Annotated in this window: 23 protein-coding genes; 16 read left to right on the top strand and 7 right to left on the bottom strand. The window is 64.9% G+C overall.

Annotation, left to right across the window (positions count from 1 at the left end; all coding sequences use genetic code 11):
• Nucleotides 1-67 precede the first annotated feature (67 nt).
• Both IIB36_05750 and IIB36_05745 read right to left on the bottom strand, forming a co-directional pair.
• Nucleotides 68-2,086 carry an Ig-like domain-containing protein gene (locus IIB36_05750; protein ID MCH7531256.1) on the bottom strand — a complete coding sequence of 673 codons (2,019 nt, stop codon included), beginning with the start codon at nt 2,084-2,086 and terminating at the stop codon, nt 68-70.
• A gap of 188 nt (nt 2,087-2,274) precedes the next feature.
• Nucleotides 2,275-3,144, bottom strand: coding sequence for a patatin-like phospholipase family protein (locus tag IIB36_05745; GenBank protein MCH7531255.1), 870 nt, complete (start codon nt 3,142-3,144; stop codon nt 2,275-2,277).
• Nucleotides 3,145-3,241: 97 nt separating this feature from the next.
• Here IIB36_05745 and sufC point away from each other — a divergent pair, with 97 nt between their 5' ends.
• The 8 genes from sufC to IIB36_05705 all read left to right on the top strand — a co-directional run bounded on the left by sufC (nt 3,242) and on the right by IIB36_05705 (nt 10,213).
• A complete protein-coding gene (gene sufC, locus IIB36_05740) occupies nt 3,242-4,027 on the top strand; it encodes a Fe-S cluster assembly ATPase SufC (protein ID MCH7531254.1) in 786 nt (261 codons plus the stop codon).
• 19 nt (nt 4,028-4,046) lie between these two features.
• A complete protein-coding gene (gene sufB, locus IIB36_05735) occupies nt 4,047-5,462 on the top strand; it encodes a Fe-S cluster assembly protein SufB (protein MCH7531253.1) in 1,416 nt (471 codons plus the stop codon).
• On the top strand, nt 5,459-6,802 hold the full coding sequence (gene sufD / locus IIB36_05730; protein MCH7531252.1) for a Fe-S cluster assembly protein SufD: 1,344 nt from the start codon (nt 5,459-5,461) through the stop codon (nt 6,800-6,802). The genes sufB and sufD overlap by 4 nt, the downstream gene beginning before the upstream one ends.
• A gap of 29 nt (nt 6,803-6,831) precedes the next feature.
• Nucleotides 6,832-7,143 (top strand): non-heme iron oxygenase ferredoxin subunit, encoded by a 312-nt coding sequence (locus tag IIB36_05725; GenBank protein ID MCH7531251.1) that lies wholly within the window; start codon nt 6,832-6,834, stop codon nt 7,141-7,143.
• Nucleotides 7,144-7,164: 21 nt separating this feature from the next.
• The gene (locus IIB36_05720; GenBank protein ID MCH7531250.1) at nt 7,165-8,394 is read left to right on the top strand and encodes a cysteine desulfurase; all 1,230 of its coding nucleotides are present in this window, start codon (nt 7,165-7,167) and stop codon (nt 8,392-8,394) included.
• Nucleotides 8,395-8,486: 92 nt separating this feature from the next.
• Nucleotides 8,487-8,939 (top strand): SUF system NifU family Fe-S cluster assembly protein, encoded by a 453-nt coding sequence (locus IIB36_05715; protein ID MCH7531249.1) that lies wholly within the window; start codon nt 8,487-8,489, stop codon nt 8,937-8,939.
• Between the two features lie 56 nt (nt 8,940-8,995).
• Entirely contained in the window at nt 8,996-9,484 is a 489-nt protein-coding gene (locus tag IIB36_05710; GenBank protein ID MCH7531248.1) for a methylated-DNA--[protein]-cysteine S-methyltransferase, read from the top strand.
• A 51-nt stretch (nt 9,485-9,535) separates the two neighbouring features.
• On the top strand, nt 9,536-10,213 hold the full coding sequence (locus tag IIB36_05705; GenBank protein MCH7531247.1) for a hypothetical protein: 678 nt from the start codon (nt 9,536-9,538) through the stop codon (nt 10,211-10,213).
• Nucleotides 10,214-10,253: 40 nt separating this feature from the next.
• On the opposite strand, the gene IIB36_05700 is transcribed toward IIB36_05705, so the two are convergent.
• The 4 genes from IIB36_05700 to IIB36_05685 all read right to left on the bottom strand — a co-directional run bounded on the left by IIB36_05700 (nt 10,254) and on the right by IIB36_05685 (nt 14,467).
• A complete protein-coding gene (locus IIB36_05700; GenBank protein MCH7531246.1) occupies nt 10,254-11,591 on the bottom strand; it encodes an adenylate/guanylate cyclase domain-containing protein in 1,338 nt (445 codons plus the stop codon).
• Between the two features lie 114 nt (nt 11,592-11,705).
• A complete protein-coding gene (locus tag IIB36_05695) occupies nt 11,706-12,959 on the bottom strand; it encodes an FAD-dependent oxidoreductase (GenBank protein MCH7531245.1) in 1,254 nt (417 codons plus the stop codon).
• A complete protein-coding gene (locus IIB36_05690) occupies nt 12,956-14,212 on the bottom strand; it encodes an alcohol dehydrogenase catalytic domain-containing protein (GenBank protein MCH7531244.1) in 1,257 nt (418 codons plus the stop codon). Before IIB36_05690 ends, IIB36_05695 begins: the two co-directional genes overlap by 4 nt.
• A 3-nt stretch (nt 14,213-14,215) precedes the next feature.
• Nucleotides 14,216-14,467, bottom strand: a complete 252-nt coding sequence (locus tag IIB36_05685; GenBank protein MCH7531243.1) for a DUF2007 domain-containing protein — start codon at nt 14,465-14,467, stop codon at nt 14,216-14,218.
• Nucleotides 14,468-14,667: 200 nt separating this feature from the next.
• Between IIB36_05685 and IIB36_05680 the strand changes: the two genes are divergently transcribed.
• A complete protein-coding gene (locus IIB36_05680; GenBank protein MCH7531242.1) occupies nt 14,668-15,876 on the top strand; it encodes a serine hydrolase in 1,209 nt (402 codons plus the stop codon).
• A 36-nt stretch (nt 15,877-15,912) separates the two neighbouring features.
• On the top strand, nt 15,913-17,187 hold the full coding sequence (gene fadI, locus IIB36_05675) for an acetyl-CoA C-acyltransferase FadI (protein MCH7531241.1): 1,275 nt from the start codon (nt 15,913-15,915) through the stop codon (nt 17,185-17,187).
• 12 nt (nt 17,188-17,199) lie between these two features.
• On the opposite strand, the gene IIB36_05670 is transcribed toward fadI, so the two are convergent.
• Complete coding sequence (locus IIB36_05670; GenBank protein ID MCH7531240.1) at nt 17,200-17,634, bottom strand: acyl-CoA thioesterase; 435 nt, start codon at nt 17,632-17,634, stop codon at nt 17,200-17,202.
• A gap of 61 nt (nt 17,635-17,695) precedes the next feature.
• On the opposite strand from IIB36_05670, the gene IIB36_05665 reads away from it, so the two are divergent.
• From IIB36_05665 to IIB36_05640, 6 genes are all read left to right on the top strand, one after another.
• Nucleotides 17,696-19,297, top strand: coding sequence for a DASS family sodium-coupled anion symporter (locus tag IIB36_05665; protein MCH7531239.1), 1,602 nt, complete (start codon nt 17,696-17,698; stop codon nt 19,295-19,297).
• A 68-nt stretch (nt 19,298-19,365) separates the two neighbouring features.
• On the top strand, nt 19,366-19,845 hold the full coding sequence (locus IIB36_05660) for a nuclear transport factor 2 family protein (protein ID MCH7531238.1): 480 nt from the start codon (nt 19,366-19,368) through the stop codon (nt 19,843-19,845).
• A gap of 340 nt (nt 19,846-20,185) precedes the next feature.
• A complete protein-coding gene (locus IIB36_05655; GenBank protein MCH7531237.1) occupies nt 20,186-20,434 on the top strand; it encodes a transposase in 249 nt (82 codons plus the stop codon).
• A 73-nt stretch (nt 20,435-20,507) separates the two neighbouring features.
• Nucleotides 20,508-21,032, top strand: coding sequence for an ankyrin repeat domain-containing protein (locus tag IIB36_05650; GenBank protein MCH7531236.1), 525 nt, complete (start codon nt 20,508-20,510; stop codon nt 21,030-21,032).
• Nucleotides 21,033-21,200: 168 nt separating this feature from the next.
• A complete protein-coding gene (locus IIB36_05645) occupies nt 21,201-23,201 on the top strand; it encodes a hypothetical protein (GenBank protein MCH7531235.1) in 2,001 nt (666 codons plus the stop codon).
• Nucleotides 23,202-24,180: 979 nt separating this feature from the next.
• Nucleotides 24,181-24,357 carry a squalene--hopene cyclase gene (locus tag IIB36_05640; GenBank protein ID MCH7531234.1) on the top strand — a complete coding sequence of 59 codons (177 nt, stop codon included), beginning with the start codon at nt 24,181-24,183 and terminating at the stop codon, nt 24,355-24,357.
• Nucleotides 24,358-24,367: the final 10 nt, after the last annotated feature.

The raw sequence follows: 24,367 nt of genomic DNA, 5'->3' as shown, positions 1-24,367 counted from the left end.
CACATGAAGCAATCCGACGCCTCTCCCTCCGCCAGACGAGTTGGGGGCCAGCAGGCGGCGGCGCACCCTACGAGATCGGCCGGTCCGCAGGCTGCATCTTCACCGCCCACATGCCGGAGTTGATGTCGCTGAAGAAGATATTGCCCTTCCACGGCATCACGCTCCAAACCCCTGGCGAATTGGGGATGTAGCCGAGAGGATCGTGTGCCTTGAACACCGCCATCTCGCGGCCCTGGGTGTAGAGATTGCCCATGAGGTCACCCGAGATGTCGACCATGCGCACGCCGCCCTCGTAGTACGCCTGGTAGAGGATGTCGTCCTCGACCCACATGTTGTGCGTGCCGTATTCGCTGGCCTCGTAGCGCGCGAGTTGCACCGGGTTCATCGGATCAGTGAAGTCGAAAATCTGGGTGTAGCCGGACGTCGCGCGAGGATAACCACCCTTGCCCGTGACCGGGTCGTACTGCTGTCGGTGATCGGGCCCGGTGCCCTCCCACGCGAGACCACGACGTTGCACGCGCTCGTCACCCACGATGAGCAAGAGGCGTCCTGTCGACTCCTGGTAGTAGGGGAAGATCGCGTGCGTGGAGCCCGTCGTGGTCGGAAAGACCGTCACGAGCTGCGGGTTCTCGATCGAACCGCCCCATTTCCCGTTTCCGACGTCCACCACGACTACGCCGGTCTCCCACTCCGCCGAGTAAACGAGCCCGTCGTGTACCCAAATGTCGTGGACGCGCGAGTCGGGGTGGTTGTACTCGCTGACGTACTCCGGATTCTCGAGGTCGCGCATGTCGATGATGACGTATTTGTCCCCGTTCGCCAGGGAGAACAGGTAGTCGTTCGTCGCGAACATGTTGTGCACGCCGCCGGTCACTCCGTGGCTTTCGAAGGTCGACGCGATCCTGGGGTGGGCCGGCTCTGCAAGGTCGAGAATCACGAGACCGTTCCGCCGGTTCGACGCGCCCTCCCTGGAAATGACCCCGTAACGCCCGTCCGGCGAGACCTTCATATCGTTGGTCGTGCGCGCGTCGAGGGGAATCGAATCGGTCTTGAAGATGTTCGTCGGGTCCGTTACGTCCCAGACCATAGAAATACCGTCCCCGTACTTGGAACCCGTCAGAGCGTAGTCGCGACCGTCGAGTCCCTCCCAGATCCAGAAGTCGGTCGTGAAGATGCGCGCCTCGCTGCCGTGGCCCACCACTTCGATCTTGCGAATCACGTTCCGGGGGACGACCCGGAACGAGTATTCCACGGACGCACCGGCGCTCGAAGCCATCGCGGTGTACACGCCTGGCACGTCCGCGACCATGCGCCCGTCGAGAATCTGCGCCGGACCCGCCGGCGCCTTGATCGAGTCGTCTGGCTGGTAGACGAAACTCCACGTGATCGGTGCGTCGTCCACCGCCGAGCCGCCTTCGTCGAAGGCCGTGGCGGTGAAGCTCTGCACGTCGCCGGTGCGTACCTGCTGTCGGCCGCCTTCGAGCGTCATCGACACGATGGGCGACGCCACCACCGAATGGGTCACGTCGCCGCGTACACCTTCCACGGTGGCGGAGATGGTCACGGTGCCGGTGCCGACGGCACGCACGTTTCCGAACGCGTCGACGGTGGCAACGTCTTCGTCTGAGCTGGCCCACGCGACCTCGGAGAACGGCCGCTGAGAGCCGTCACTGTGGGACGCGACGACCCCGTGCAAGACACGAGCGCCTTGGTACAGCCGGCCGCCGTCTGTTTCGATCCGCACTTCGCTGATCGCCGGCCAAACGACGTGCACGGGGACGCGCAACGTCACGGGCTCAGCTCCGCCAATCGCCACGCTCGTTATTACGACTTCGTATTCACCCACGATGAGTCCCCTCACGGACGTCCCGTCCACAGCCAGCCCCCTCCGGGGGCCCGACACCCGGAGCGCGCCGTCCGTGGGTCGCCCCGCGGCATCGAACGCGGAGATCACCAGAGGGGCGGTGGCACCTCGCTCAATTCGGATCACCTCAGTCTGGGACTCGAGGCGTGCAATGTTCTGGGACGTTGCAGGCGAAGTGGCGGCCAGGACGAGGAAGGTCGACGTGACGACGATACGCTTCATGTGTGGGACTCCGAAGACGGATACAGGACGACTCCATCTTCATAATGAGCCAGGCGATGCCGAGCAAGGAACGAGCCGCCTACCACACTCCTGCCGAAGTGTGATCGTGGGATCGGTCCGGGTCGCCCTCGCGGCCGGGATGACCGTGGCGGCCAGAGCGGTGCCGAGGCGCCGCGCCATCCAGTGCGCTATCCCTCCAGCGCTTCCTTCATCGCTCGATACCCTTCGTCGACGAAGTACTCGACGTTGTCGAAGTCGAATGTCTCGAAGCCGTCGAGGCGGGGCCGCACGTACATGAGCGGCGGGCCGTCCCATTGGGCGAGCAGGTCACGGCGACGACGCCACGTCATGATGGAGAAGATGCGTTGGTGCACGCCGAGGATGCCCTGCGCGAGGATCTTCTCACAATCGCCAGTCTCCCCGGAGCCGACGTCGACCCCCACGATGCCAGTCGCCCCCTGTTGCTCCGCACGGTCGAGCGCGAGCGGATGCGCGGTCCCGCCGTCCACGAAGGCACGCCCCCCCTGCTCGAAGGGCGGGTAGAAAACCGGAAGCGCCGACGACGCGTACACGGCCTCCACCAGTGAAATATCCGTCCTAGCATCCGTGCCGAACCACTCGGTCGAGCCATCGGTGAGATCCACGGCGTTGAGAAGGAAGGGTACTTCCATCGCGTCCCAGCCCCGGTCCGGGAGCAGCTTCGCGTAGTATTCCATGAGCGCATCGCCCAGGAACACGCTCGGTTGACGGATCCCGTTGATCCACGCCACACGCCGGTTCAGGCGCACGATGTCCGGTTTCTCGAGCGCGAGAGCGTGCTTCCGCATCTCCTGCCACGTCATGCCACTCGCCGCCAGCGCTCCGACCAAAGCGCCAATGCTGGTTCCGACGATACCGGTGGGACGCACCCCTGCTTCCGTAAGGGCCTGCCACACACCAACGTGTGCGAGACCCTTCAGACCTCCACCGCCGAGCACCAGCCAGGCGCCATCACCGAGCTCCTGCAGACCCGCGGAATCGACCGTATGATGCGGAGAATCGGCACTGTCTACCCCCACTTGACCCCCCTAATCGACCCGTCTAGCTTTCTGGACCTGAAACATAGAATCATTCTTGATAAGCGGCCAAGGGCTCCGCACCTTGTCTGAGGAACGAATGAGTGACGCTCCCATTCTGAAGATAGAGGGCCTCGAAGCCAAGGTCACCGACGAAGAGATCCCGATCCTCAATGGGATCGATCTCGAGATCGGTAAAGGCGAGATCCACGCGATTATGGGTCCGAACGGCTCGGGAAAGAGCACCCTAGCCAAGGTTCTCGCCGGCCACCCTGGCTACGAAGTGACGTCCGGCTCGGTCATGTTCCAGGGCAGTGATCTGTTCGAGCTCGAGGCCGACGAGCGCTCGCAGGCGGGAATCTTCCTCGCCTTCCAGTATCCTGTAGAGATCCCCGGCGTCTCCATTGCGAACTTCCTTCGCACGGCGGTGCAAGCCCACCTGGCAGATGGTGAGGAGCTCGACATCTTCGACTTCTCGGACATCCTGACCGAGCGCATGGAGCTGCTCGATATGGACGTCTCGTTCGCCGAGCGTAACGTAAACGACGGCTTCAGCGGCGGTGAGAAGAAGCGGAACGAGATCCTCCAGATGGCTATGCTGAGGCCCAAGCTCGCCGTGCTGGACGAGACCGACTCAGGCCTCGATATCGACGCGCTCAAGGTCGTCGCAAACGGGGTGAACAAGTTGACTGAGGAAGATCCCGAGATGTCGATCCTCCTCATCACGCACTACCAGAGACTTCTGGACCACATCGAGCCCGACCGCGTTCACGTCATGGTCGACGGTCGTATCGTCCGCTCCGGTGGGCCGGAAGTCGCGCTCGCGCTCGAGGCCCAAGGCTACAAGGGCTGGCGCGACGCGGACTCAGTAACGAACGGCGTCTGAAGACGCCAAGGAGACCTTCATGCCACAGAACGAAACCATCCAAGACCTCGGACTCGACGAATACAAGTACGACTTCGTCACCGACACTGAGCCGGTCTTCCGTGCCGAGAAGGGCCTGAACGAGAAAGTGGTCCGGCAGATCTCCGCGCACAAGGAAGAGCCGGAGTGGATGCTCGAGTACCGCCTCAAGGCCCTCAAAGTCTACAACTCGAAGCCGATGCCCAAGTGGGGCGGCGACCTCTCCAGTCTCGAAGCGGTGCTCGATGAGATCTACTTCTATGTGCGGCCTCAGGACCAGATGGAGCGCTCCTGGGACGACGTGCCCGACGAGATCAAGGACACGTTCGAGAAGCTCGGCATCCCCGAGGCCGAACGTAAGGTCCTCGCCGGCGTGGGCGCACAGTACGAGTCCGAAATGGTGTACCACTCGTTGCGCGAGGAGTGGGCGGATCAGGGCGTCATCTTCGATTCCATCGAAGACGGTCTGAAGAACCACCCCGAGCTCTTCCGCGAGCACTTCGGCACCATCATCCCGATGCACGACAACAAGTTCGCTGCGATGAACGCGGCGGTCTGGTCCGGCGGCTCGTTCGTATACATCCCGAAGGGCGTCTCGATCGACACACCCCTGCAGGCGTACTTCCGGGTGAACCAGGAGCGAATGGGTCAGTTCGAGCGCACGCTCATCATCATCGACGAGGGCGCGCAAGCGCACTACATCGAAGGGTGCACCGCGCCGGTCTACACGACCGAATCGTTCCACTCGGGCGTCATCGAGATCGTCGTCAAGAAGAACGCTCGGTTCCGGTACACGACCATCCAGAACTGGTCGAACAACATGTACAACCTCGTCACCCAACGGTCGATCGTGCACGAGAACGCCACCATGGAGTGGCTGGACGGCAACCTCGGCTCGAAGCTCACCATGAAGTACCCGTCCTGCTACCTGGTCGGCGAAGGCGCGCATGGCGAGATCATGTCGATCGCGTACGCGGGCGACGGCCAGCACCAGGACACCGGCGGCAAAGTGATCCACGTGGCGCCGCATACGACCTCCTCGATCACCTCCAAGTCGATCTCGAAGGGGACCGGACGCTCGACGTACCGCGGCCTGTGCAAGGTGCACAAGGGTGCGCACCACGCACGCTCCAACGTCGAGTGCGACGCGCTGCTGATCAACGACACCTCGCGGACGGACACGTATCCGTACATCGAGATCGAAGAGAACGACGCGAACATCGGTCACGAAGCTTCGGTCTCGAAGATCGGTGAGGAACAGCTCTTCTACCTGGCGAGTCGCGGAATCGCCAAGGATGAAGCGATGGCGATGATCGTGCGCGGCTTCATCGAGCCGATCGCCAAGAAGCTACCGCTCGAGTACGCGGTGGAGCTCAACAGGCTGATCGAAATGGAAATGGAAGGCTCTGTGGGATGACGGGGGATACCCTCACAGAGCGGGTAAGGGCCGCCCTCGATTCCGAGGCGGTCGAGCGGATCGGCATGGGCGAGCCCGTGTGGCTGCGCGAGCGCCGGGAGCATGCTTGGGACGTGTACGAGCGCACTCCGATGCCGACGACGCGACTCGAAGAGTGGCGCTACACGGACCTCAAGAAGAAGCTCGATCTCGACGCGCTTCGGCTCAGCGATGCCGACACGCTCTCGGCTGATCCGGCCACGTGGCCCGAGCGACTGCGCGAGGCCATGGACGAGGACCGGGAAGCCTCGGGTCGCATCGTCATTATCGACGGTCACGTCGTTCATGCCGACGTCGACGAGAAGCTCGCGGCGCGGGGCGTGATCTTCGAGTCGCTGCACGAAGCGATCACGAACCACGAACAGCTCGTGCGGGAGCACCTCGCCACCGAGGCGGTTCCTGCCGAAGAAGGCAAGTTCGCGGCGCTCAACGCGGCGCTCTGGATCGACGGCATCTTCCTGTACGTGCCCAAGGGCGTGCGACTCGAGCGGCCCGTCTGTGTCACGCGGTGGCTGAGCGAGGCTGGCACCGCGTATTTCAGCCGCGTACTCATCGTGGCCGAACCCGAAAGTCAGATCTCCTATGTCGACGAAGTCCTGTCCGACGACTTCGAGTCGCAGACGTATACGTCCACGGTGGTAGAGCTGATCGCGCGCGACGGCGCACAGGTACAGTACGTGGCCGTGCAGCGGCTAGGTCGCGGGGCGTTCTACCAGTCGGTGCAACGCACGCTCGCGCAGCGCGACGCGAAGCTCGATACGCTCAACGTGGCGCTCGGCGCGTCGGTGACACGTGTCGACCTGAACGCTCGCCTGCTCGGTCCCGGTGCGAATTCGGACATGCTGGGTCTCTACTTCGGGGACGGTGACCAGCATTTCGACTTCAACACCAGCCAGGACCACGTCGCGCCGAACACTTCGAGCGACCTGCTCTACAAGGGTGCGCTCGACGGTGCCAGCCGCGCGGCCTTTCGCGGCATCATCCGAGTGCTGCCCGGTGCCCAAGGCACCGACGCGTATCAGACCAACCGGAATCTCTTGCTCTCCCCGGAGTCTCGCGCCGACTCGTTGCCGAATCTCGAAATCGAGGCCGACGACGTGAAGTGCTCCCACGCCGCCACCGTCGGCCAACTCGACGCCGAAGCGAGGTTCTACCTGATGAGCCGCGGCCTGAGCCTCATCCAAGCCGAGCGCCTCGTGGTTCTCGGCTTCCTAGGAGAGGTCCTGGCGAAGCTCCCGCTGGGTAGTGTCGTGGATAAGGTGACGCGAGTCATCGAACAGAAGCTCGCACAGCACGACTAGCGAGCCCGTCGTGACCCGGAGCACGCCGCATGGCTAGTTGGATCCAGGTGGCCGCCGCGGCTGACTGCCCGGTCGGCCAACTCAAGGGCGTGACCGCCGGCAGCACCGAAATCGTGCTCGCCAACTTCGAAGGAACTGTCTACGCGCTCGAAGACGAGTGCTCCCACGAGGCGTTTCCACTCTCCGACGGAGAGCTGGAGGGTAACGAGATCCTCTGTATCTACCACGGTGCCCGCTTCGACTGTAGGACCGGCAAGAACATATGCATTCCAGCCACTCGACCGGTGAAGTCGTTCCCGGTGGAAGTTCGCGCTGGACAGATCTACATCGACGTGAGCTGAGACTCACCGAGGCTACGACCGATGACCGCACTCGACCCGATCAAGATCCGGCGGGAGTTCCCTGCGCTGGATCAGACGGTCAACGGCAAGCCGCTCGTGTATCTCGACAACGCGGCCACGTCCCAGAAGCCCAAAGCCGTGCTGGGGGCGCTCGAAGAGTACTACCGGCGCGACAACGCCAACGTGCACCGCGGCATCCACGAGCTGTCGCGGCGAGCGACCATCGCCTTCGAGGACGCCCGCGCCAAGGTCGCCCGATGGATCAACGCGCCCGAGGCTGACGAGCTCGTTTGGACGCGGGGCACGACGGAGGCGATCAACCTCATCGCTACCGCTTGGGGATTGGACAACGTCGGCGAAGGCGACGAGATCCTGATCTCGACCATGGAGCACCACTCGAACATCATCCCGTGGCAGCTGCTCGCTCGTCGCACGGGCGCCAAGCTCCGCTACATCGAGATCGACGACCAGGGTCGACTCGTTCTCGACGAGCTCCCTTCCTTGCTCTCGAGTCGCACGAAGGTCCTCGCGGTCGCGCATGTCTCGAACGCGCTCGGCACCGTGAACCCCATCAAGGAGATCGCGGCCGCGGCCCATGAGGTCGGGGCGCTCGTGGTGATCGACGGTGCCCAAGGGGCGGTGCATACCAAGGTCGACGTACAGGATCTCGGCGTGGATTGCTATGCGTTCAGCGGTCACAAGATGTGCGGCCCTACCGGCATCGGGGCGCTTTGGGCGCGAAAGGACCTGCTCGAATCGATGTCGCCGTATCAAGGCGGCGGCGAAATGATCCACTTCGTCGGCCGTGACGAAAGCACCTGGGCGAAGGTGCCCCACAAGTTCGAGGCAGGCACCCCCAACATCGCCGGCGCGATCGGGATGGGCGCCGCGGTAGACTTCCTAACCGGCGTCGGCATGGACGCCATCGCGGCCCACGGGCGCGAGCTTCTGGCGTACGCCATCGAGCAGGTCGGCTCGATCAAGGGCATTCGCATCTACGGACCGGAGTCGCTCGACGAACACTCCGCCGTCGTCTCGTTCACGCTCGGTGACGCGCATCCGCACGACATCTCGACGATCCTGGACGCGGAAGGCATCGCGGTACGTGCCGGACATCACTGCGCGCAACTCGTGATGAAGCACTTCGGCGTTGCCGCCACGGCACGGGCGTCGTTCTACCTGTACAATACGAAGGATGAAGTGGATCGACTCGTCGAAGGCCTGGACATCGTGCGCGGCATCTTCGGCTGAGAAGCATCTGCGCCCGGTGGGGGTCTGCCGGAGCGAGCGCGCGCGTACTGCGACACGTACATTGGTACCCCGATCAACAGACGTAGCGAACGATGGAAACACCCCCACTCAGCTCGCTCTACCAGCAGCTTATCCTCGAGCACTACCGCAACCCTCGCAATAAAGCGGAGCTGGAGGAGAAGACCGTAGAGATCCACATGGCCAACCCGGTCTGTGGAGACGAGATCCGCCTACAACTGCGCATCGAGGGCGATCATATCGCGGCAGCCAAGTTCATCGGGCAGGGCTGCTCGATCTCCCAGGCGTCGATCAGCATGATGACCGCGAAAATCCAGGGTGCCTCCCTGAGCGACGCAGACGCGCTCGCCGACCTCTTCACCGCTCTCATGCACGGAGACGCAGAAGCGGCCAAGGACAAGAGCCTCGGAGACCTGCGGGCGCTTGAGGGGGTGAGCAAGTTTCCGGTGCGCATCAAGTGCGCGCTGATCGGATTCGACGCTCTCCAGGAAGCCCTCAAGAAGCATGCGTCGGAGAAAGCACACTGACACCCGTTGAGATCCATTCGGCCCACCTGTCAGACACTCGGGCGGGCCCTATCACTATGTGGGTGTCACCGACCGGGGTCCGCAGGATCGAGTTCGGACCCCTGCCACGCGGGCACCACACGGACCCCCTAGAGGCGTGGCCCGACCACTTGCGGGGGGCCGTGGAGCAGCTCCAGGCCTATCTGGCCAAGAAACGAAAGACGTTCGATCTCTCGCTCGACTTCGCCGCTTCGACGACCAGCTTCCAGCACGACGTCTATCGCAGACTGCTCGACATCGAGTACGGGCGCGTCGCTTCCTACGGTCAGGTCGCGCGGGACGTGGGCAAGCCCGACATGGCGCGCGCGGTCGGACAAGCCGTCGGCGCCAATCCCATCCCTATCGTGGTGCCGTGCCACCGCGTCGTCGCTTCGGACGGGCGCCTGACCGGCTTCGGCGGCGGCTTACCAGCGAAGGTCGCGCTGCTCAAGCTCGAGGGAATCGATGTGGACGGCGACAAGCCGAACAGTAAGGTGTACCCAGAGGTTATCCCTCTAGAGCTCTAGCCGTCCCAACATCGACATTGTCCTGACAGCCCACTTGACCTCGCCACTCCGATGACACGAAAACGCAGTTGCATATTCTTCCTGCTGCTCGCTCTCCCCGCGTGTGGGAGCGAGCCGGAAGCATCCACCGCCCAGGCCGGGCTGGTGGTGGATACGGCGATCAGACCGCTGGAGCGCGAGGCGCTCACTGAGGCCGATCTCGTGGGTCTGGAGATGGCCAACCTCTCGGTCGAGCTGCCGTGGACGACGAACGCCATCAATCGCAGCCCCAGACCCGCGGCACCGCGCTCCATGGTCGAGAGCGTCGAGGTCACGGGTCACGAGGGCTTCGACCGCATGACGTTCACCTTCAGTTCAGACGCGCCAGCCCCGGGATACGAAATTCGAGTCGTACCCCCTGGCGTGGGGGTGCAATGCGGAGAAGGAACGGAGGGAGTTGGGGCCGATGCCGGCGAGGACGAAGATGCACCGCCGGAGGTCGAGCACACACCTGAACTCGCCGGAAACCAGTTCCTGGTGCTACGCCTCCGGCCAGCCCGCATCGTCGATCAGGGTCGCCGCACGATGTCCATCGGGACCGAGAGCTACGAGCTCACGCGGGTGCACGAGGGCGGCATATCCTGTGACGCGGACGACGTCGTCACTTGGATCGTCGGCCTCAGTGAAGCCAGAAGCGTGCGGGTGCTCGAGATGAGGTCTCCGCAACGCCTCGTGGTCGACATCCGCTGAGACGTCTGGGGAGGCCCGCGGCCCGCAGGCCCCGGCAACCTCATTTCGCGGCGCCGTCGGACGCCGCGAAGAGACGCCACTCACCGGGGATTCCCTTCAATGCATGAAGTCCGCGGTCGACGAATCCGAGGCCGGAACCGGCAACGAGGTCCTTGACGGTCGTGGAGACGAGAACCTCGTTCGGCTCCGCACGGCCCAGGACGCGGGCTCCGAGATGTACTGCGATTCCCAGGATCTTGTCACCCGCCACCTCGCATTCCCCGGTGTGCAAGCCGGCCCGAATCGAGATCCCCAGGTCAGCGACGGCGTCACGGATCGCACACGCACAGCGGATCCCCCGGGCCGGGCCGTCGAAGGTGGCGAAGAATCCGTCCCCAGCGGTGTCCACTTCCCGACCTCGGAAGATCCTCACGAATTTTCGTGTCTCGTCGTGGTAGCGGTCGAGGACGCCTCGCCAACGGCGATCCCCCATTGCCGCGGCGTGCTCCGTCGAGCCGACGATGTCGGTGAACATCACAGTGGCGAGTACGCGATCGGGCTCCGGTCCGTGGCGCACGCCGGTGAGGAACTCCTCGACCTCATCCAGGATCGCGTCCGAGTCGCCGACCCAGGGGAAGTGGTCGATGCCGGGGAGCTCGACGTACTTCGCCCCCGGAATCTGTCCCGCGATGTAGCGGCCTCCGCCCACTGACACGGCGCGATCACCGACTCGGTGCACTACGAGAGTGGGGATCCGGATCGTGGGCAGCACGCTCCTGACGTCGGTATCCAGCAACATCCTGATCAGGATCCGAGCCGCCCCGGGGCTCACCGCCAGGCGCTCGAACTGCGCCCAGGCTCGAACCTGCCGCTCATCCTGAGCGATGCTCGGGGCGAAAACCTTCGCGGTCATACCCTTGCCCCACTCGCGCTCGATTCTGTCGAGGAACTGGATGGCCTGCTCGTCGCTCATTGCCCATGGGTAGTCGGCATCCCTCGTGCCCCTGGCTATCGTGCCGTACAGCACCAGCGCGGTCGTTCTCTCCGGGTACGTGGCAGCGAACAACGAGCACATCGGACCGCCCTCGGAGATGCCGAAGAGAGCCGCACGCTCCGAGCCGGCGGCGTCCATCACAGCGCGGACGTCGTCCATCCGCTCCTCCAGCGTCGGCAGGCCGGCCACCGGATCGGAGAGGCCCGTCCCCCGCCGGTCCAGGAAGATCAGACGCGAGAACGATGCCACGCGGTGGAGAAAGCCCGCGAAGGAGGGTTCCTCCCAGGCGTGCTCCACGTGGGACACCCAACCGGGCACCAGCACCAGGTCGAGGGAGCCTCCTCCGGTGACCTGGTACGCGATGTTGACGTCTCCGCTCTTGGCGTAGTGCGTCTCAGGCGGCATGAGGATCCTCCCAGCACGGACCGATCGGACGAGGGCCTAGCAATATGGGCAGGCCGGGACAGATCGCGAGAACGGGGCCCGCAATCGCAACGCCCCCCAAGGCTGACAGGGCAGTCATGCGAATCGCTCCGGAGCCAGCGGTCGGTGCTTCGCTTCAGTCAGCCCGACCGCCTGCTTCGCGATGATCCGTCCGGTCACGGGGCCGAGCGTGAGCCCCAGCATCCCGTGACCCGTGGCGATACTGAGTCCGTCGATGCCTGCCAACGGCCCGACGATCGGCAGCCCATCCGCTGACATGGGCCGGAGCCCGCACCATTCGGAGATCGGCTCCGCGTCACCCAGGCGGGGAAAGCATGTGCGTCCGGCTTCAGTGAGCTGCCGGAGCCGAGCACGCCGCAATACGTTGTTCAGCCCGGAAAACTCCATGGTGCCGGCGAAGCGCACGAACCCCTCCATCGGCGTGCAGAACACTGAGGTCTCGTTGAGCACGCACGCAGTCCGCAGTGGCGGTGCTCCGCCGGGGCCTACGGCGACATCTCGGTGATACCCCTTTCCGGGCTGTACGGGGAGCCGAACCCCGAGCCGGCGCGACAACTCGAGACTGAACGGCCCGGTCGCGAGCACAACGTGATCCGCTCCGACGAAGTCGCCCGACTGCGTGCGCACGCCCGCCACACGCCCGCCCTCGGTCGCGACGCTGCCCACGCACGCTCCCTCACGAACCTCGACGCCCCGCTCCTTCGCGCGTGCCATGACTGCGGTCACGAATCGGTAAGGGTCGAGCGTGCGAGCCTCGGGGTAGTGCACGCCCCCGATCACCTCGTTTCCGAACTCAGGTTCCCTCCTCCGCAGCTCGTCGCCATCGACGACCTCGGGGTGGTAGCCGCTCCGCTCGATGATCGACGCCTCATGTCGAGCTCTGGCCATACCCTTCTCGGTCGTGCAGACCTCGAAGTACCCGTCGGCTCGGTATCCGCAGTCGATGTTCTCTTCCTCGATGAGCAGATCGAAGCTCTCGAGGGCATCGATACCGAGTGGCGCCATTATGCGCATGCACTCCTCGACGTGCGCGTCGGTACAGTGGCGCGCGAACGTGACAAACCAGCGCCACAAGTCGGGGTCCCAACGAGGGGGCACGTAGAGCGGGCTCTTCGGGTCGAGCATCTGCGAGATGGCCTGCTTGATCCGTCCCGGTCTGTTCAGGGGAGGATGGCCCGCTGATACGGTGCCCGCACTGCCGCGGGAAGCTCCGGCGGCAATCTCGTCACGCTCGAGAAGCACCACGTCGAGGCCCTCCCGCGCGAGTGCATAGGCGCAACTCACACCGATTACGCCTCCGCCCACCACGACGACGCGAGCCGCGCTCACCCCGCCGTGGGATCCAGCAGCACCTTGATCGAAAGCGTGCGCCTCCGGTTTGCAGCGGTCGATAGGGCGTCGCGGTACTGCTCGAGCGGGTACACGTGGGTCACCATCGGTTCCACCGGTGCCCCTGTCTCGAGCAGCATGTCGTGTGTGATCTGGAAGGTGTGTACGCGCTCACCGCGCCAGTCCTCGATGCCGTAACCGACGTACCCCTTCACGTCGAGCTCTCGCGCCCAGACAAAGGTGAGATCCAGCTTGGAGATCTCCGCGGCACAGCCCAGCATCACGATCCGGCCGCGGGGGGACGCGTAGCGCAGACACTGCTTGACAGTGTGTCTACTGCCGACGCAGTCGAAGATGAGCGGGAAACCGCCGCCGGCGTACACTTCGTCGCCTATGATCGGCATGTAGGCGTTGGCACCAGTGTTCACGAGGGCTTGGCGCGCTTCGTCACCCGGGGAAACTACCGTGCTCGCGCCAAGGCCGCGGGCGATCTCGGCTTCGTGCTCGCGTTTGATCTGCGCGACCAGCTCGCCCTCGTACCCGGCCGTACGCAGGGCCCAGATCGTGCCGAGTGCGATCGGGCCGCTCCCGATCACCAGCACGGGACCGTCCCCGAACGGCCGCGAGCCGAGCACCGCGTGCATGCCCACCGCGAGCGGTTCGATCAGCGCCGCGGTACGGTCCGTCATGCCGTCGTCTACCACGAACAGTTGGCTCTCGTGGGCGATCATGCGCTCCGCCCAACCGCCCGGCAACGACGCATGGTATCCGATCGTGGCACCACGCTTGAGCGCGGCACCGTCAACCGTCAACGCACCTTCTTCTCCGCTGCGCTCGCACGTGCAGTGAAGCCCTGCCGAGCAGGAGCGGCACCGAGCGTCGCCCCCGAAGCCGCGCATCGTGCACGAGATCATCGGGTCGACCGCAACGCGCTGGCCCGGCTCGACAGAACGCACCGCTGGCCCGACCTCGAGGACCCGAGCCAGGATCTCGTGCCCGAGCACGGCGGGGAACGATGCGAAGGGCTCCATGGCGGGGCTCGCCTTGAACGTCAGCGTGCCGATGTCGGTACCGCAGATTCCAGCCTTCAGGATCTCGAGCTGCACCCAGTCCTCCGCAGGCAAGGGCGGCTCGGACACGGCGCCGAAACGGACGCCGCTAAGGGCGCCGAACACGGCGGACTCCGTGAGTCCACCTAGCCCCTTCCCGATCAGGAAGCTCGGGACCGTGACGTTGAACGAGATGGCACGCATCTGCTATTCCGACGCTCTCCGGTGTCCCCGTTCGTCGATCTCGAGGACATCACGCGCCTTGTCGACGTCCTCGGCCCGAACCCACAGGCGCGCCGGACGAGCGCTGGTCATGAAGGCACCTGCCCCACCGGCATCGTCGGTCTGGAGGCGAAACGGGATTCCGGCGTCCTCCAGGAAGCCCGCGGCAAACTCGGCCTCATGGCGGTAGAGGTATTCCCCGATAGGCACATCGCGGTGGATCGGATAGAACGCCAACTAGACCTCCCTCTCGGCTATGCATCCGGTGGCAGCAACGTGTCTGAACATGGTCGGCACGATATCATCTGCCTATGCGTGCGCTCCCGCTCCTATCGGTCCTCGGTCTCTTCGCCATGTTATCCCTGGTGGCGGCACAAGGTCCCCAATGGACATCGGCAGGCGCGCCAGACAGGGGATCTCCGTCCGAGTGGAACCTCGTGGCAGCCGACTCCGTGGTCGCGGACTGGGTCGACTCCGGCCGGATCCCGGGAGCCGTGCTGCTCGTGGCGCAAAACGGCGCGGTCGTTCTCGAGCGGGCGTACGGGTGGAGCCAACTCTACGACTACGGAACCGGACAGTACGGAGCGTGGACGGGCGACGGCACGAAGGCACTCGAGATCCAGCGCCGGGCGGACCCGGTTCGCATGACGCCATCGACCCTCTTTGACCTGGCCTCGGTCACCAAGGTCATGGCGACCACGCTGGCCGTCATGCTCATGGTGGACGGTGGCGACATGGACGTCGATGCACCTCTGTCCCGCTACCTCCCGGACTTCCGCGGGGGCGGGAAGGAGAACGTCACGCTTCGGCACCTGCTCACGCACCGCGCCGGGCTCTACCAGTGGTTGCCCACCTACTATCACACGAGCACCCGCGACGAGGCATCCGAGTACATCCGGGCACGACCCTTGGCGTGGGAAGTGGGAGAGGGGCGCCACTACTCCGACCTCGGTTTCATGTTGCTCGGGCTTGCCGTGGAACGGGTGGCTGGCACGTCCCTCGACGCCTTCCTACGCGAGCGAATATACGAACCGCTCGGACTGGACCGGACGGGGTTTCGCCCGCTGGACAGTGCCGGGCGCGACGGCGCCGGCTCACGCTTCGCCTCCACGTCACACGGGAACCCCTACGAGCACCGAATGGTGCACGACTCCACGTTCGGATATCGCATCGCGGGCGACGCCGATGCTTGGGACGGTTGGAGGCGGTATACGCTCAACGGAGAGGTCAACGACGCAAACGCGTTTTACGCTTTCGGAGGGACCGCGGGGCATGCAGGGCTCTTCTCGACGGCGAGCGAGCTGAGAGTGCTCCTGCAACTGCTGATCAACCGAGGCGAATACGGTGGCCGACGATACCTGAGCCCCCAAGTCGTCGACACATTCCTCACATCGACCGGTCAAGGACAGGCGCTCGGCTGGCAGCTCCGGGCCTACGTGGGGCCGTCGAGCTTCAGCCACACAGGCTTCACCGGCACGCTGGTGCTGGCTGTGCCTGAGCACGACCTCGCGCTTGTGCTCCTGACGAACCGGCAGAACCGCGGGGTCGACGAGGATGGTCTCTATCCCGATGTGGACCCGCTACAGCGAGCCGTGGTTTCCGCGGTGATGCGTGGTTTCCGCGGTGATGCGTGGTTTCCGCGGTGATGGAGGGAGTGCAGAACGCCCCATGAGGAGCCACCCATGAAGACCGCGATCATCGCCGGATGCCGCACCCCCTTCGCCCGCTCGGGCAGCGTTTTCGCCGACCTCACCGCCATCGAGCTCGGCAAGGTCACGGTGCGAGACGTGCTCGGCCGCAGCGGGTTGAGAGGCGAGCGCGTCGACCAACTCGTTTACGGCACAGTCGTGCACGACACGCAGGCGCCGAACATCGCGCGCGAAGTCGGCCTCGCCGTCCTCCCCAAGACCGTGCCCGCTGTGACGGTCTCCCGGGCCTGCTCCTCTGCAAACCAAGCGATCACTGATGCGACTCAACTGATCGAAGTCGGTCAGGCCGAGGTGGTCGTCGCCGGCGGGGCGGAGTCGCTGTCGCACATCCCGATCACGGTGAGTGACAAGCTCTCGAAGGCGCTCGTCGTCGCTGCCAAGGGGAAGACGCTCGGGCAGCGCCTTTCTCCGTTCTCGTCCGTGCGACCCAAGGACCTCATCCCGGTGACGCCTGCGATCGCGGAGCCGACCACGGGCGAAACGATGGGAGAGTCCGCCGAACGCATGGCGAAAGAGAACGGGATCTCACGGGAGGACCAGGACGCATGGGCACTGCGCTCACATGAGCTAGCCGCCGCCGGGACACAGGACGGACGGCTCAAGGCCGAGATCACGCCGGTGTATGTGCCACCCGAGTACGAGAAGGTCATCGACCGGGACAATGGGGTCCGCACCGACTCTTCGCTCCAGAAGCTCGCCAAGCTTCGACCCGCTTTCGACCGGAGGTACGGCTCCGTGACCGCGGGCAATTCGTCACCGCTCACCGACGGGGCATCGGCGGTGGTACTGATGAACGCGGAGCTCGCAACAGCCGAGGGCATCGAACCGATGGGGTACGTGCGCAGTTGGGCGTGGACAGCCTTGGATCCCGCGGGCCAGCTACTGCAAGGACCCGCATACGCGGCCCCGCTCGCGCTCGACCGCGCGGGCCTCACCATGAAAGACATCGGCCTCATGGAGATGCACGAGGCGTTCGCCGCCCAGGTGCTGTCCAACCTTCAGGCTCTCTCCTCGAAGCAGTTCGCTCAGGACGAGCTCGGCCGAAGCGACGCCGTGGGGCACCCGGACGTCGACGTGATCAACGTGATGGGAGGCTCGCTAGCGATCGGGCACCCCTTCGGGGCGACCGGAGGCCGACTCACCGTGACGATCCTGAACGAAATGGCACGGCGCGACGTTGAGTTCGGGCTGATCACCGTGTGCGCAGCCGGGGGCATGGGCTTCGCAATGGTCGTGGAGCGGCGGTAGTCTCGGCGCGCCCTACCTCTCCGCTTCGAGTTCTCGATCCAACTGCTCGCGAACCTCGCGGCGCCTCTGTCCCTCCCGGTACCGCCGGCCGTCCTCGGGATCCGAGGTGTCGAGCGGTGGCACGCGACATGGACGGTGGTCGTCGTCGATCGCCACGAAGGTGAGCAGGCAGCTAGTCGTATGCCGCTTCACGCGGGAGAGAAGGTTCTCGGCTTCGACTCGAACACCAATCTCCATCGAAGTGCGTCCGACGAAGTTCACCTGCGCCGTGCACGTTACCAGTTCGCCGGCGTGGATCGGCTCCTTGAAGTCGACACGGTCGATCGAGACGGTGACGGAGGGTTGCCCAGAATGACGCATCGCGGCGACAGCGGCGGCGCGGTCGACCATGGAGAGAACCACGCCACCGAAGACGTGTCCCAGATTGTTCACCTGGTGGGGCATCATCAGCTCGGAGACGACCGAAACCGAGTCGGCGGGCGTTCGGGGGGTCAGCTCGGGGTCGTTCATGGCCGTTGGTCGCTCGTTGGACTCCACATGCGGTATACGGTTGCTTCCGCCGGCCTCTTCCGCCAGACTCGGCGCCGAGTACGTGGAGCGCCTCACGACCTCCTTTGACGGACACATCTTGGACGACACCACCGGCTCCGACAGCTACCGGCAGGCTCAGCGCCTCGGGCTGATCGGCGGTGGTCTGGTATTCCTCATCCTCTTGTTGCTGCCCGCGCCCGCCTCGCTGAGCGTGGAAGGCTGGCGCACCGCGGCGGTCGCGATCCTGATGGCGATCTGGTGGATGACCGAGGCTATTCCGATTCCGGCCACCGCGATCTTGCCACTCGCGCTCTTCCCGATACTCGGAGTTCTCGACGCGTCGAACGCGAGCACCCCCTACGCGAACGAGCTCATCTTCCTGTTCATGGGCGGCTTCTTCCTCGCGGTCACCATGGAGAAGTGGGGGCTCCACAAGCGCATCGCGCTCCGAATCATGGCGTTCGTGGGGACCAGCCCGAACCGCCTGGTGCTCGGCTTCATGCTCGCGACCGCGTTTCTCTCCATGTGGATCAGCAATACCGCCACGACCGCGATGATGCTACCCATAGCGCTCGCGGTCGGTGAAATGTTCCGGCCACAAGACCAGGAGGGCCCCTACCAGTTCGGAATCGCGCTCATGCTGGGAGTCGCGTACGCCGCATCGATCGGCGGCGTCTCGACGCTCATCGGCACACCGCCGAACGCGGTGCTCGCGGGAGCGGCGAACGAGATCCTCGGCATAGAAATCGGCTTCGTCGAGTGGATGGGGGTCGGGCTCCCTTTGACCGCGGTGATGCTCCCGCTGACCTGGATCTTGCTCACTCGCTTCCTGTATCCGCCGGGTGAGCTTTCGGGCGACGCGGCGGCGATCATCGATAACGAACGCAAGGGACTCGGCTCGATGAGCCGCGGCGAGAAGATGACCGGGGTCGTCTTTGTTCTGACTGCCCTCGCCTGGGTCATGCGCTCCGAAAAGACGATCGGCGGTGTGACGATCCCAGGGCTCCAGACGATCTCGCCGAACATCCGCGACTCGACGATCGCCATGACCGCCGCCGCGGTGCTCTTCTTACTCCCCGTGAACTGGCGGAAGGGCGAGTTCACGCTGGACTGGCGTACCGCCCAACGCATCCCCTGGGGTGTGCTGGTGCTGTTCGGTGGCGGACTCTCCTTGGCACGCGCGATGGATCAGTCGGGCCTCGCGGCCTGGATCGGTGGTGTCGTCGGATCGCTGGACACGGTACCTACAGTCGTGATCATCGCGGTCGTTGCGACGCTGGTCGTCTTCCTCACGGAAGTCACGTCGAACACGGCGACCGTGACTATGGCGATGCCGATCATGGCCGGTGCCGCGATGGGACTGGGAATGGAGCCTCTTCTCGTCATGACGACCGCCGCGCTCGCCGCGTCGATGGCATTCATGCTACCAGTCGCGACTCCCCCGAACGCGATCGTCTTCGCGTCAGGCTACATCACGATTCCGCAGATGAGCCGCGCCGGCATAGTGCTCAACATCTTGGCGATCGTGCTCATCACGACGCTCGCCACACTGCTGATCCCGATCATGCTGATCGGGTAGCAGCGCATGACGGCTGTGGGGCCACGAGGGCCGACTCGGCTTCAGACGATACAAGAGGGGGTGGCGATATGAGCAAGGGCCCGACATTCGCCGCCATTGTGCTCGCGGCGGCCATCGGATTCGCGCCGGGGCTGGGCGCCCAGGACGGCGAGGCGGCAGTAGAGGAGGCGATCATGCGGCTGTTCGCGGGCATGCACACCGCGAACCCCGAGATGGTGCGCGCGGTCTTCGCCCCGGACGCGCGCTTCGCGGTGATCTCGACCGGGAACGGACCGGCTGCCATCGCTTCCCAATCCGTCGACGGCTGGATCGAGGCGATCGGCGACTCGGAGGGCCGCTGGGACGAGCAGGTGTACGACGTCGACATCGATGTGGACGGCGACATGGCTTCCGCATGGGTGCCCTACACCTTCTACCTGGACGGCGTCGTTCGGCACTGTGGCATCAACTCCATCGAGCTGCTCCGCGACGCCGACGGCTGGAAGGTCACGCAACTCTCCGACACTCGCCGGACTGAGAACTGTCCGGACCCGCACGGCTGGCGGTAGTAGAGCCAGGCGCTCGCGACGCGGAGACGAGCATGCTGACGGCCAGGCGCTCCCTGTGCGGAGCCCAGCATTCTGTATACGTATGAATATGTCACGATCGTACGTATGGTGGGCGCAGCGTCCCGAGGGGGCTGCGTCCGTGATTTATGGTAGGCGTTGGTGCATGGCTCCCGCTTGTAGCTTCAAAGTGACGTGACGCCCTCGCCCCCGGAGCCGCCAACGATGAAGTATCCGAAGCGAAGCCAGTACAAGCATGCGAAGTCTCAGTATCGCGTCCGGAATTGGCCCGAGTACGAGGATGGCCTGCGGAAGCGTGGCGACCTCACGGTCTGGCTTTCGGATGAAGCGCTCGAGGCCTGGCGCGAGACACCCAGCGGCAAAACCAGGCGGCCAGCGTACCTATGCGGACATCGCGATCGAGGCCGCGTTGACGATCCGCATGGTTTTCCATCTTCCGCTTCGCCAGACCGAGGGCTTCCTACGTTGTCTGGCAGAGATGCTCGAGGTCGATCTCCCAGTCCCCGATCACACCACGCTGTCTCGGCGTTTGAAGAGGCTCACGGCTTTGGTGCATGGCTCCGAACTGTAGGCAGATCCCCCGTCCCCCGAGCCGGGATCACGCCACTCGGTAGCTGTCCGGCATCCCGAGGTGGGTCATCGCGTTGTTCAGCGCGGACTACAGCATCCGCCATCAGCTGATCGGCACGACCGCGTTCTGGCTGGCCGCGAAATACGGCGAGCCCGAGATTGTCCGCACGCTCGCCCGACAGGGAGCCGATCCGCTGGTGGTATCGCAAAACGGCACGTCGACGCTCCAGGCGGCGATGGGCATGCCGGGCTCGTCCCTGGAGGGCCGACGCGACCGCATCGGGAATTCGCCTCCGGATGCGGCCGACGAGGAGCGCGTGACGCTCAAGCTGGCGCGCATCATCCTCGACCTCGGCGTTGACGTCAACGCGGCCGACCGGAGGGGCAACACCGCGCTCCACGACGCGGTGCGCAAGAACTTCCCTTCGGTGGTGGCGTTCCTGGCCGCGCGCGGCGCCGATATCAACGCGGAGAACCAACGCGGCCAGACGCCCTTGGTGTTGGCCGAGACTCCTCAGACGATCCAAGGCACGAACGGGCTCAGGGGCACCCGCCCCGAGATCGCTACGGTCCTGCGTCGACTCGGCGCGAGCGACTAGGATAGGGCTAAGGACTAGGGCGCCGGCTGTAGCGCGCGACTTGGCGGTCCGAGGACACCAATATGGTTTGCTCCGCTTGAGCGTAAGCCCCCTGCCTTTACGTTGCGCCCCCCATCGAAGACAACCAGGCTGCCGAATAGCGGAATTCCCTCCCGCCCTGGAGGACCCATGGCCATCTTTCGCCTTACAGCTCTTCTCGCTGTCCTCGCCACCGTCCCATCCGTCGGTGCCCAGGTGCCGATGACCGAGCCGCTGCATCCGCTGGACCACCTGACTCCGGCCGAGCACTGGACCGCCTACGAGATCCTCGCGGCGTCGCCGCGCACGGATTCCACGATGGTGATCGCTTACGTGGGGCTGCACGAGCCGCCCAAGTCGGAGGTGCTGAGCTGGCGGCCGGGACAGTCCTTCAGACGGGAAGCCTCGGTACACCTGATCCAGAGCGGCGCGGGCTACGACGCCGTGCTCGATCTACAGGCGCGCCGCATCCTGGACTGGAGTGATGCGCCCGGTCAGAACTACATGTGGCACTCCGGTGATGATGACGCGGTCGCCGAGCTCATGCTCGGTCACCCTGACGTGCGAGCAGCGCTTCAGCGTCGCGGCGTGACCGACTTCCGGCACATCGAGTGCTGGGGAGCCAATGAGGGGTACTTCGATCTTCCCGAGGAGCGCGGGAACCGCGTGGTTCGCGCGCAGTGTTCGGAAGGTCGGGGTCGCTTCAGTTCGGGCGGCTCCACGTTTGAGGGCCTGGTCGGTGTCGTCGACCTCACGAACAAGAGGGTCCTCCGCGTGATCGACGGGGATGCGATCCCGCTCGCCCGGGACGCTGGCGAGTACGGGCAAGACGTGATCGGACCCGTCCGCGACATTGGGCCGCCCATCGAGGTCGTGCAGCCCGGGGGCCCGTCCTTCAAGCTGCACGGTCAGTCGGTTAGCTGGCAGAACTGGCGCTTCCACTTCAGGATCGATCCGCGGCGCGGCCTCATCCCGTCGCTCGTGCGCTGGGTCGAAGACGGCACCGAGCGCATGGTGCTTTACCAGGCGTCGATCTCCGAGCTCTTCGTCCCCTACTCGAGTCCCCAGGAGCGCTGGAACTACCAGGCCTACTTCGATCTCGGGAGCTACGCGAACGTCTTCGGCGGAGTGGCGAGCACGCTCGAGCCGGGTGGGGACTGCCCGGACTACGCCACCTACTTCGATGCGGTTGTGAGCTCGGAATCCGGGCAACCGATCCAACGTGCGCGGGCCGCTTGCCTCTTCGAACGCGTGACTGGTGATCCGGCTTGGCGCCACTCCCGTGAAGAGAACAGGGTAGTCGATTCGCGTCCCCGTCGAGATCTGGTCCTGCGCATGTTCATGACGGCGGGCAACTACGACTACCTCTTCGACTACGTCTTCATGCAGGACGGGACGCTGCAGATTCGCGTCGGTGCTACGGGCATGGATCAGACGCGTGCAGTGCGCGCGGCTGACGCGACGGAAGCGCGCGCCAACGCGGAGCGGACGGGCGCTCCCCGCGAAGATCTGCACGGTCGCTTCATCGCGCCGAATCTGGTGGGCGTCAACCACAGCCACTTCTTCTCCTTCCGCCTCGACCTCGACGTCGACGGCCAGAGCAATGCGCTGGCGGTCGATCGGCTAGTCACGGAGCGCATGCCCCACGGCAGCCCGCGAACGAGCTTGTGGAACTACGAGACCGAGATCGCGCCCACCGAGGCCAAAGCGAAGCGAAGGAGCACGATCGACGAGCCCGAGGTGTGGCGGATCGTGAATCTCGATCAGCCCGGCCCATACGGTGACCCGGTAGGGTACGAGATTACAGGGGGCCACCAGGCCGTGACGTTGCTTTCGGAAGACGACTTCATTCGGCGACGGGCCGGGTTCACCGAGCACACCCTTTGGGTTACTCCGTTTGAGCCCGACGAGCTTTTCGCGGCCGGAGACTATCCGACGGCACACACACCCGGCCAAGGCCTACCATCGTGGACGAAGCAGGATCGGCCGATCGTGAACACGGATCTCGTCGCATGGTACACCGTTGGCTTCCACCACATCCCCAGGCCGGAGGACTGGCCGATCATGCCCGTCGTCTGGCACACTTTCGAACTGAAGCCCGTCGGGTTCTTCGAGAGGAACCCGGCGCTCGATCTCCCGAAGGGACGGTGACGGAGCTATGGTGACCAACTGCCGGTCCGTCGCCGGACCGCCGCCAGCCGTTGCGTGGGTGGTGGGACTGTGCCTCATGCTCGGACCTTCCCCGGCCGAGTCGCAGACAGCGCCCGCTCGGTCGACTGAGTGGGGTCGGGCGGCAGCCGCCGAATACTTGGACGGACGACAGGCCTGGTGGATGAGTTGGCCGCGCGCGGCGCGCGACCACGGTACGTCCTGCGTCTCGTGTCATACGACGCTCCCCTACGCGCTGGCTCGCCCCGCGCTGCGCAAAGCGTTGGGGGAGACCGCTCCGACTATTCCCGAGGCCCACCTTCTGGAGGGCGTCAGGAAGCGGGTGGCGTTGTGGAACGAAGTAGAAGCGTTCTACCCGGATCAGACAGCGGGCCTTCCCAAGACCAGTGAGTCGAGAGGGACCGAAGCCATCCTGAACGCGATCATTCTGGCCAGCCATGACGCGTACGACGGACACCTGAGCAACGACACACGACAGGCGTTCGAGAATCTTTGGAAGCTTCAGTTCACTCGAGGAGAGGGGGCCGGGGCCTGGGCTTGGCTGTACTTCAATCTAGCTCCCTGGGAATCGGACGGAGCGGCCTACTACGGAGCCGCGCTCGCAGCCGTCGCGGTCGGAGTCGCACCGGACAACTACGCGACCTCGACCGAAATCCAGGAGCGATTGGCGTTGCTCGTGGCGTATCTCCGGCAGGATGCCGAAAGCCGCCCACCGTTTGATCGAGTCATGCTCTTGTGGGCTTCGACCGAACTCTCGGGGCTACTCACCTCAGATGAACAGCAGTCCATCATCCGTGACGTCATGAGCCTGCAGACGAGCGACGGGGGCTGGAGCCTCACTTCCCTCGGGCAGTGGGGAGGGCGGGATGGCTTCTCGGCCGATCCCGGGAGCGATGGATATGCGACTGGCCTCATCGCCTTCGTCCTCCAACAGGCGGGCGTGTCGCCCGCTCAGGAAGACATGAGCGCGGCCCTCGCCTGGTTGGTCCAACACCAGGACCCGATCAGCGGCCGGTGGCCCGCTTCCTCCCTCAACAAAGAGAGAGATCCGGAATCTGACGGGGGGCGCTTCATGGCCGACGCGGCCACGGGGTTCGCTGTTCTGGCGCTGACGCAGGCGGATCGGTCCAACGAGTGACCCCACGGCG

The organism is Gemmatimonadota bacterium (assembly GCA_022560615.1).
Classification (GTDB): domain Bacteria; phylum Gemmatimonadota; class Gemmatimonadetes; order Longimicrobiales; family Gaopeijiaceae; genus UBA1138.
The sequence above is the reverse complement of the archived record's forward strand: the minus strand, read 5'-3'. Positions and strand labels throughout refer to the sequence as shown.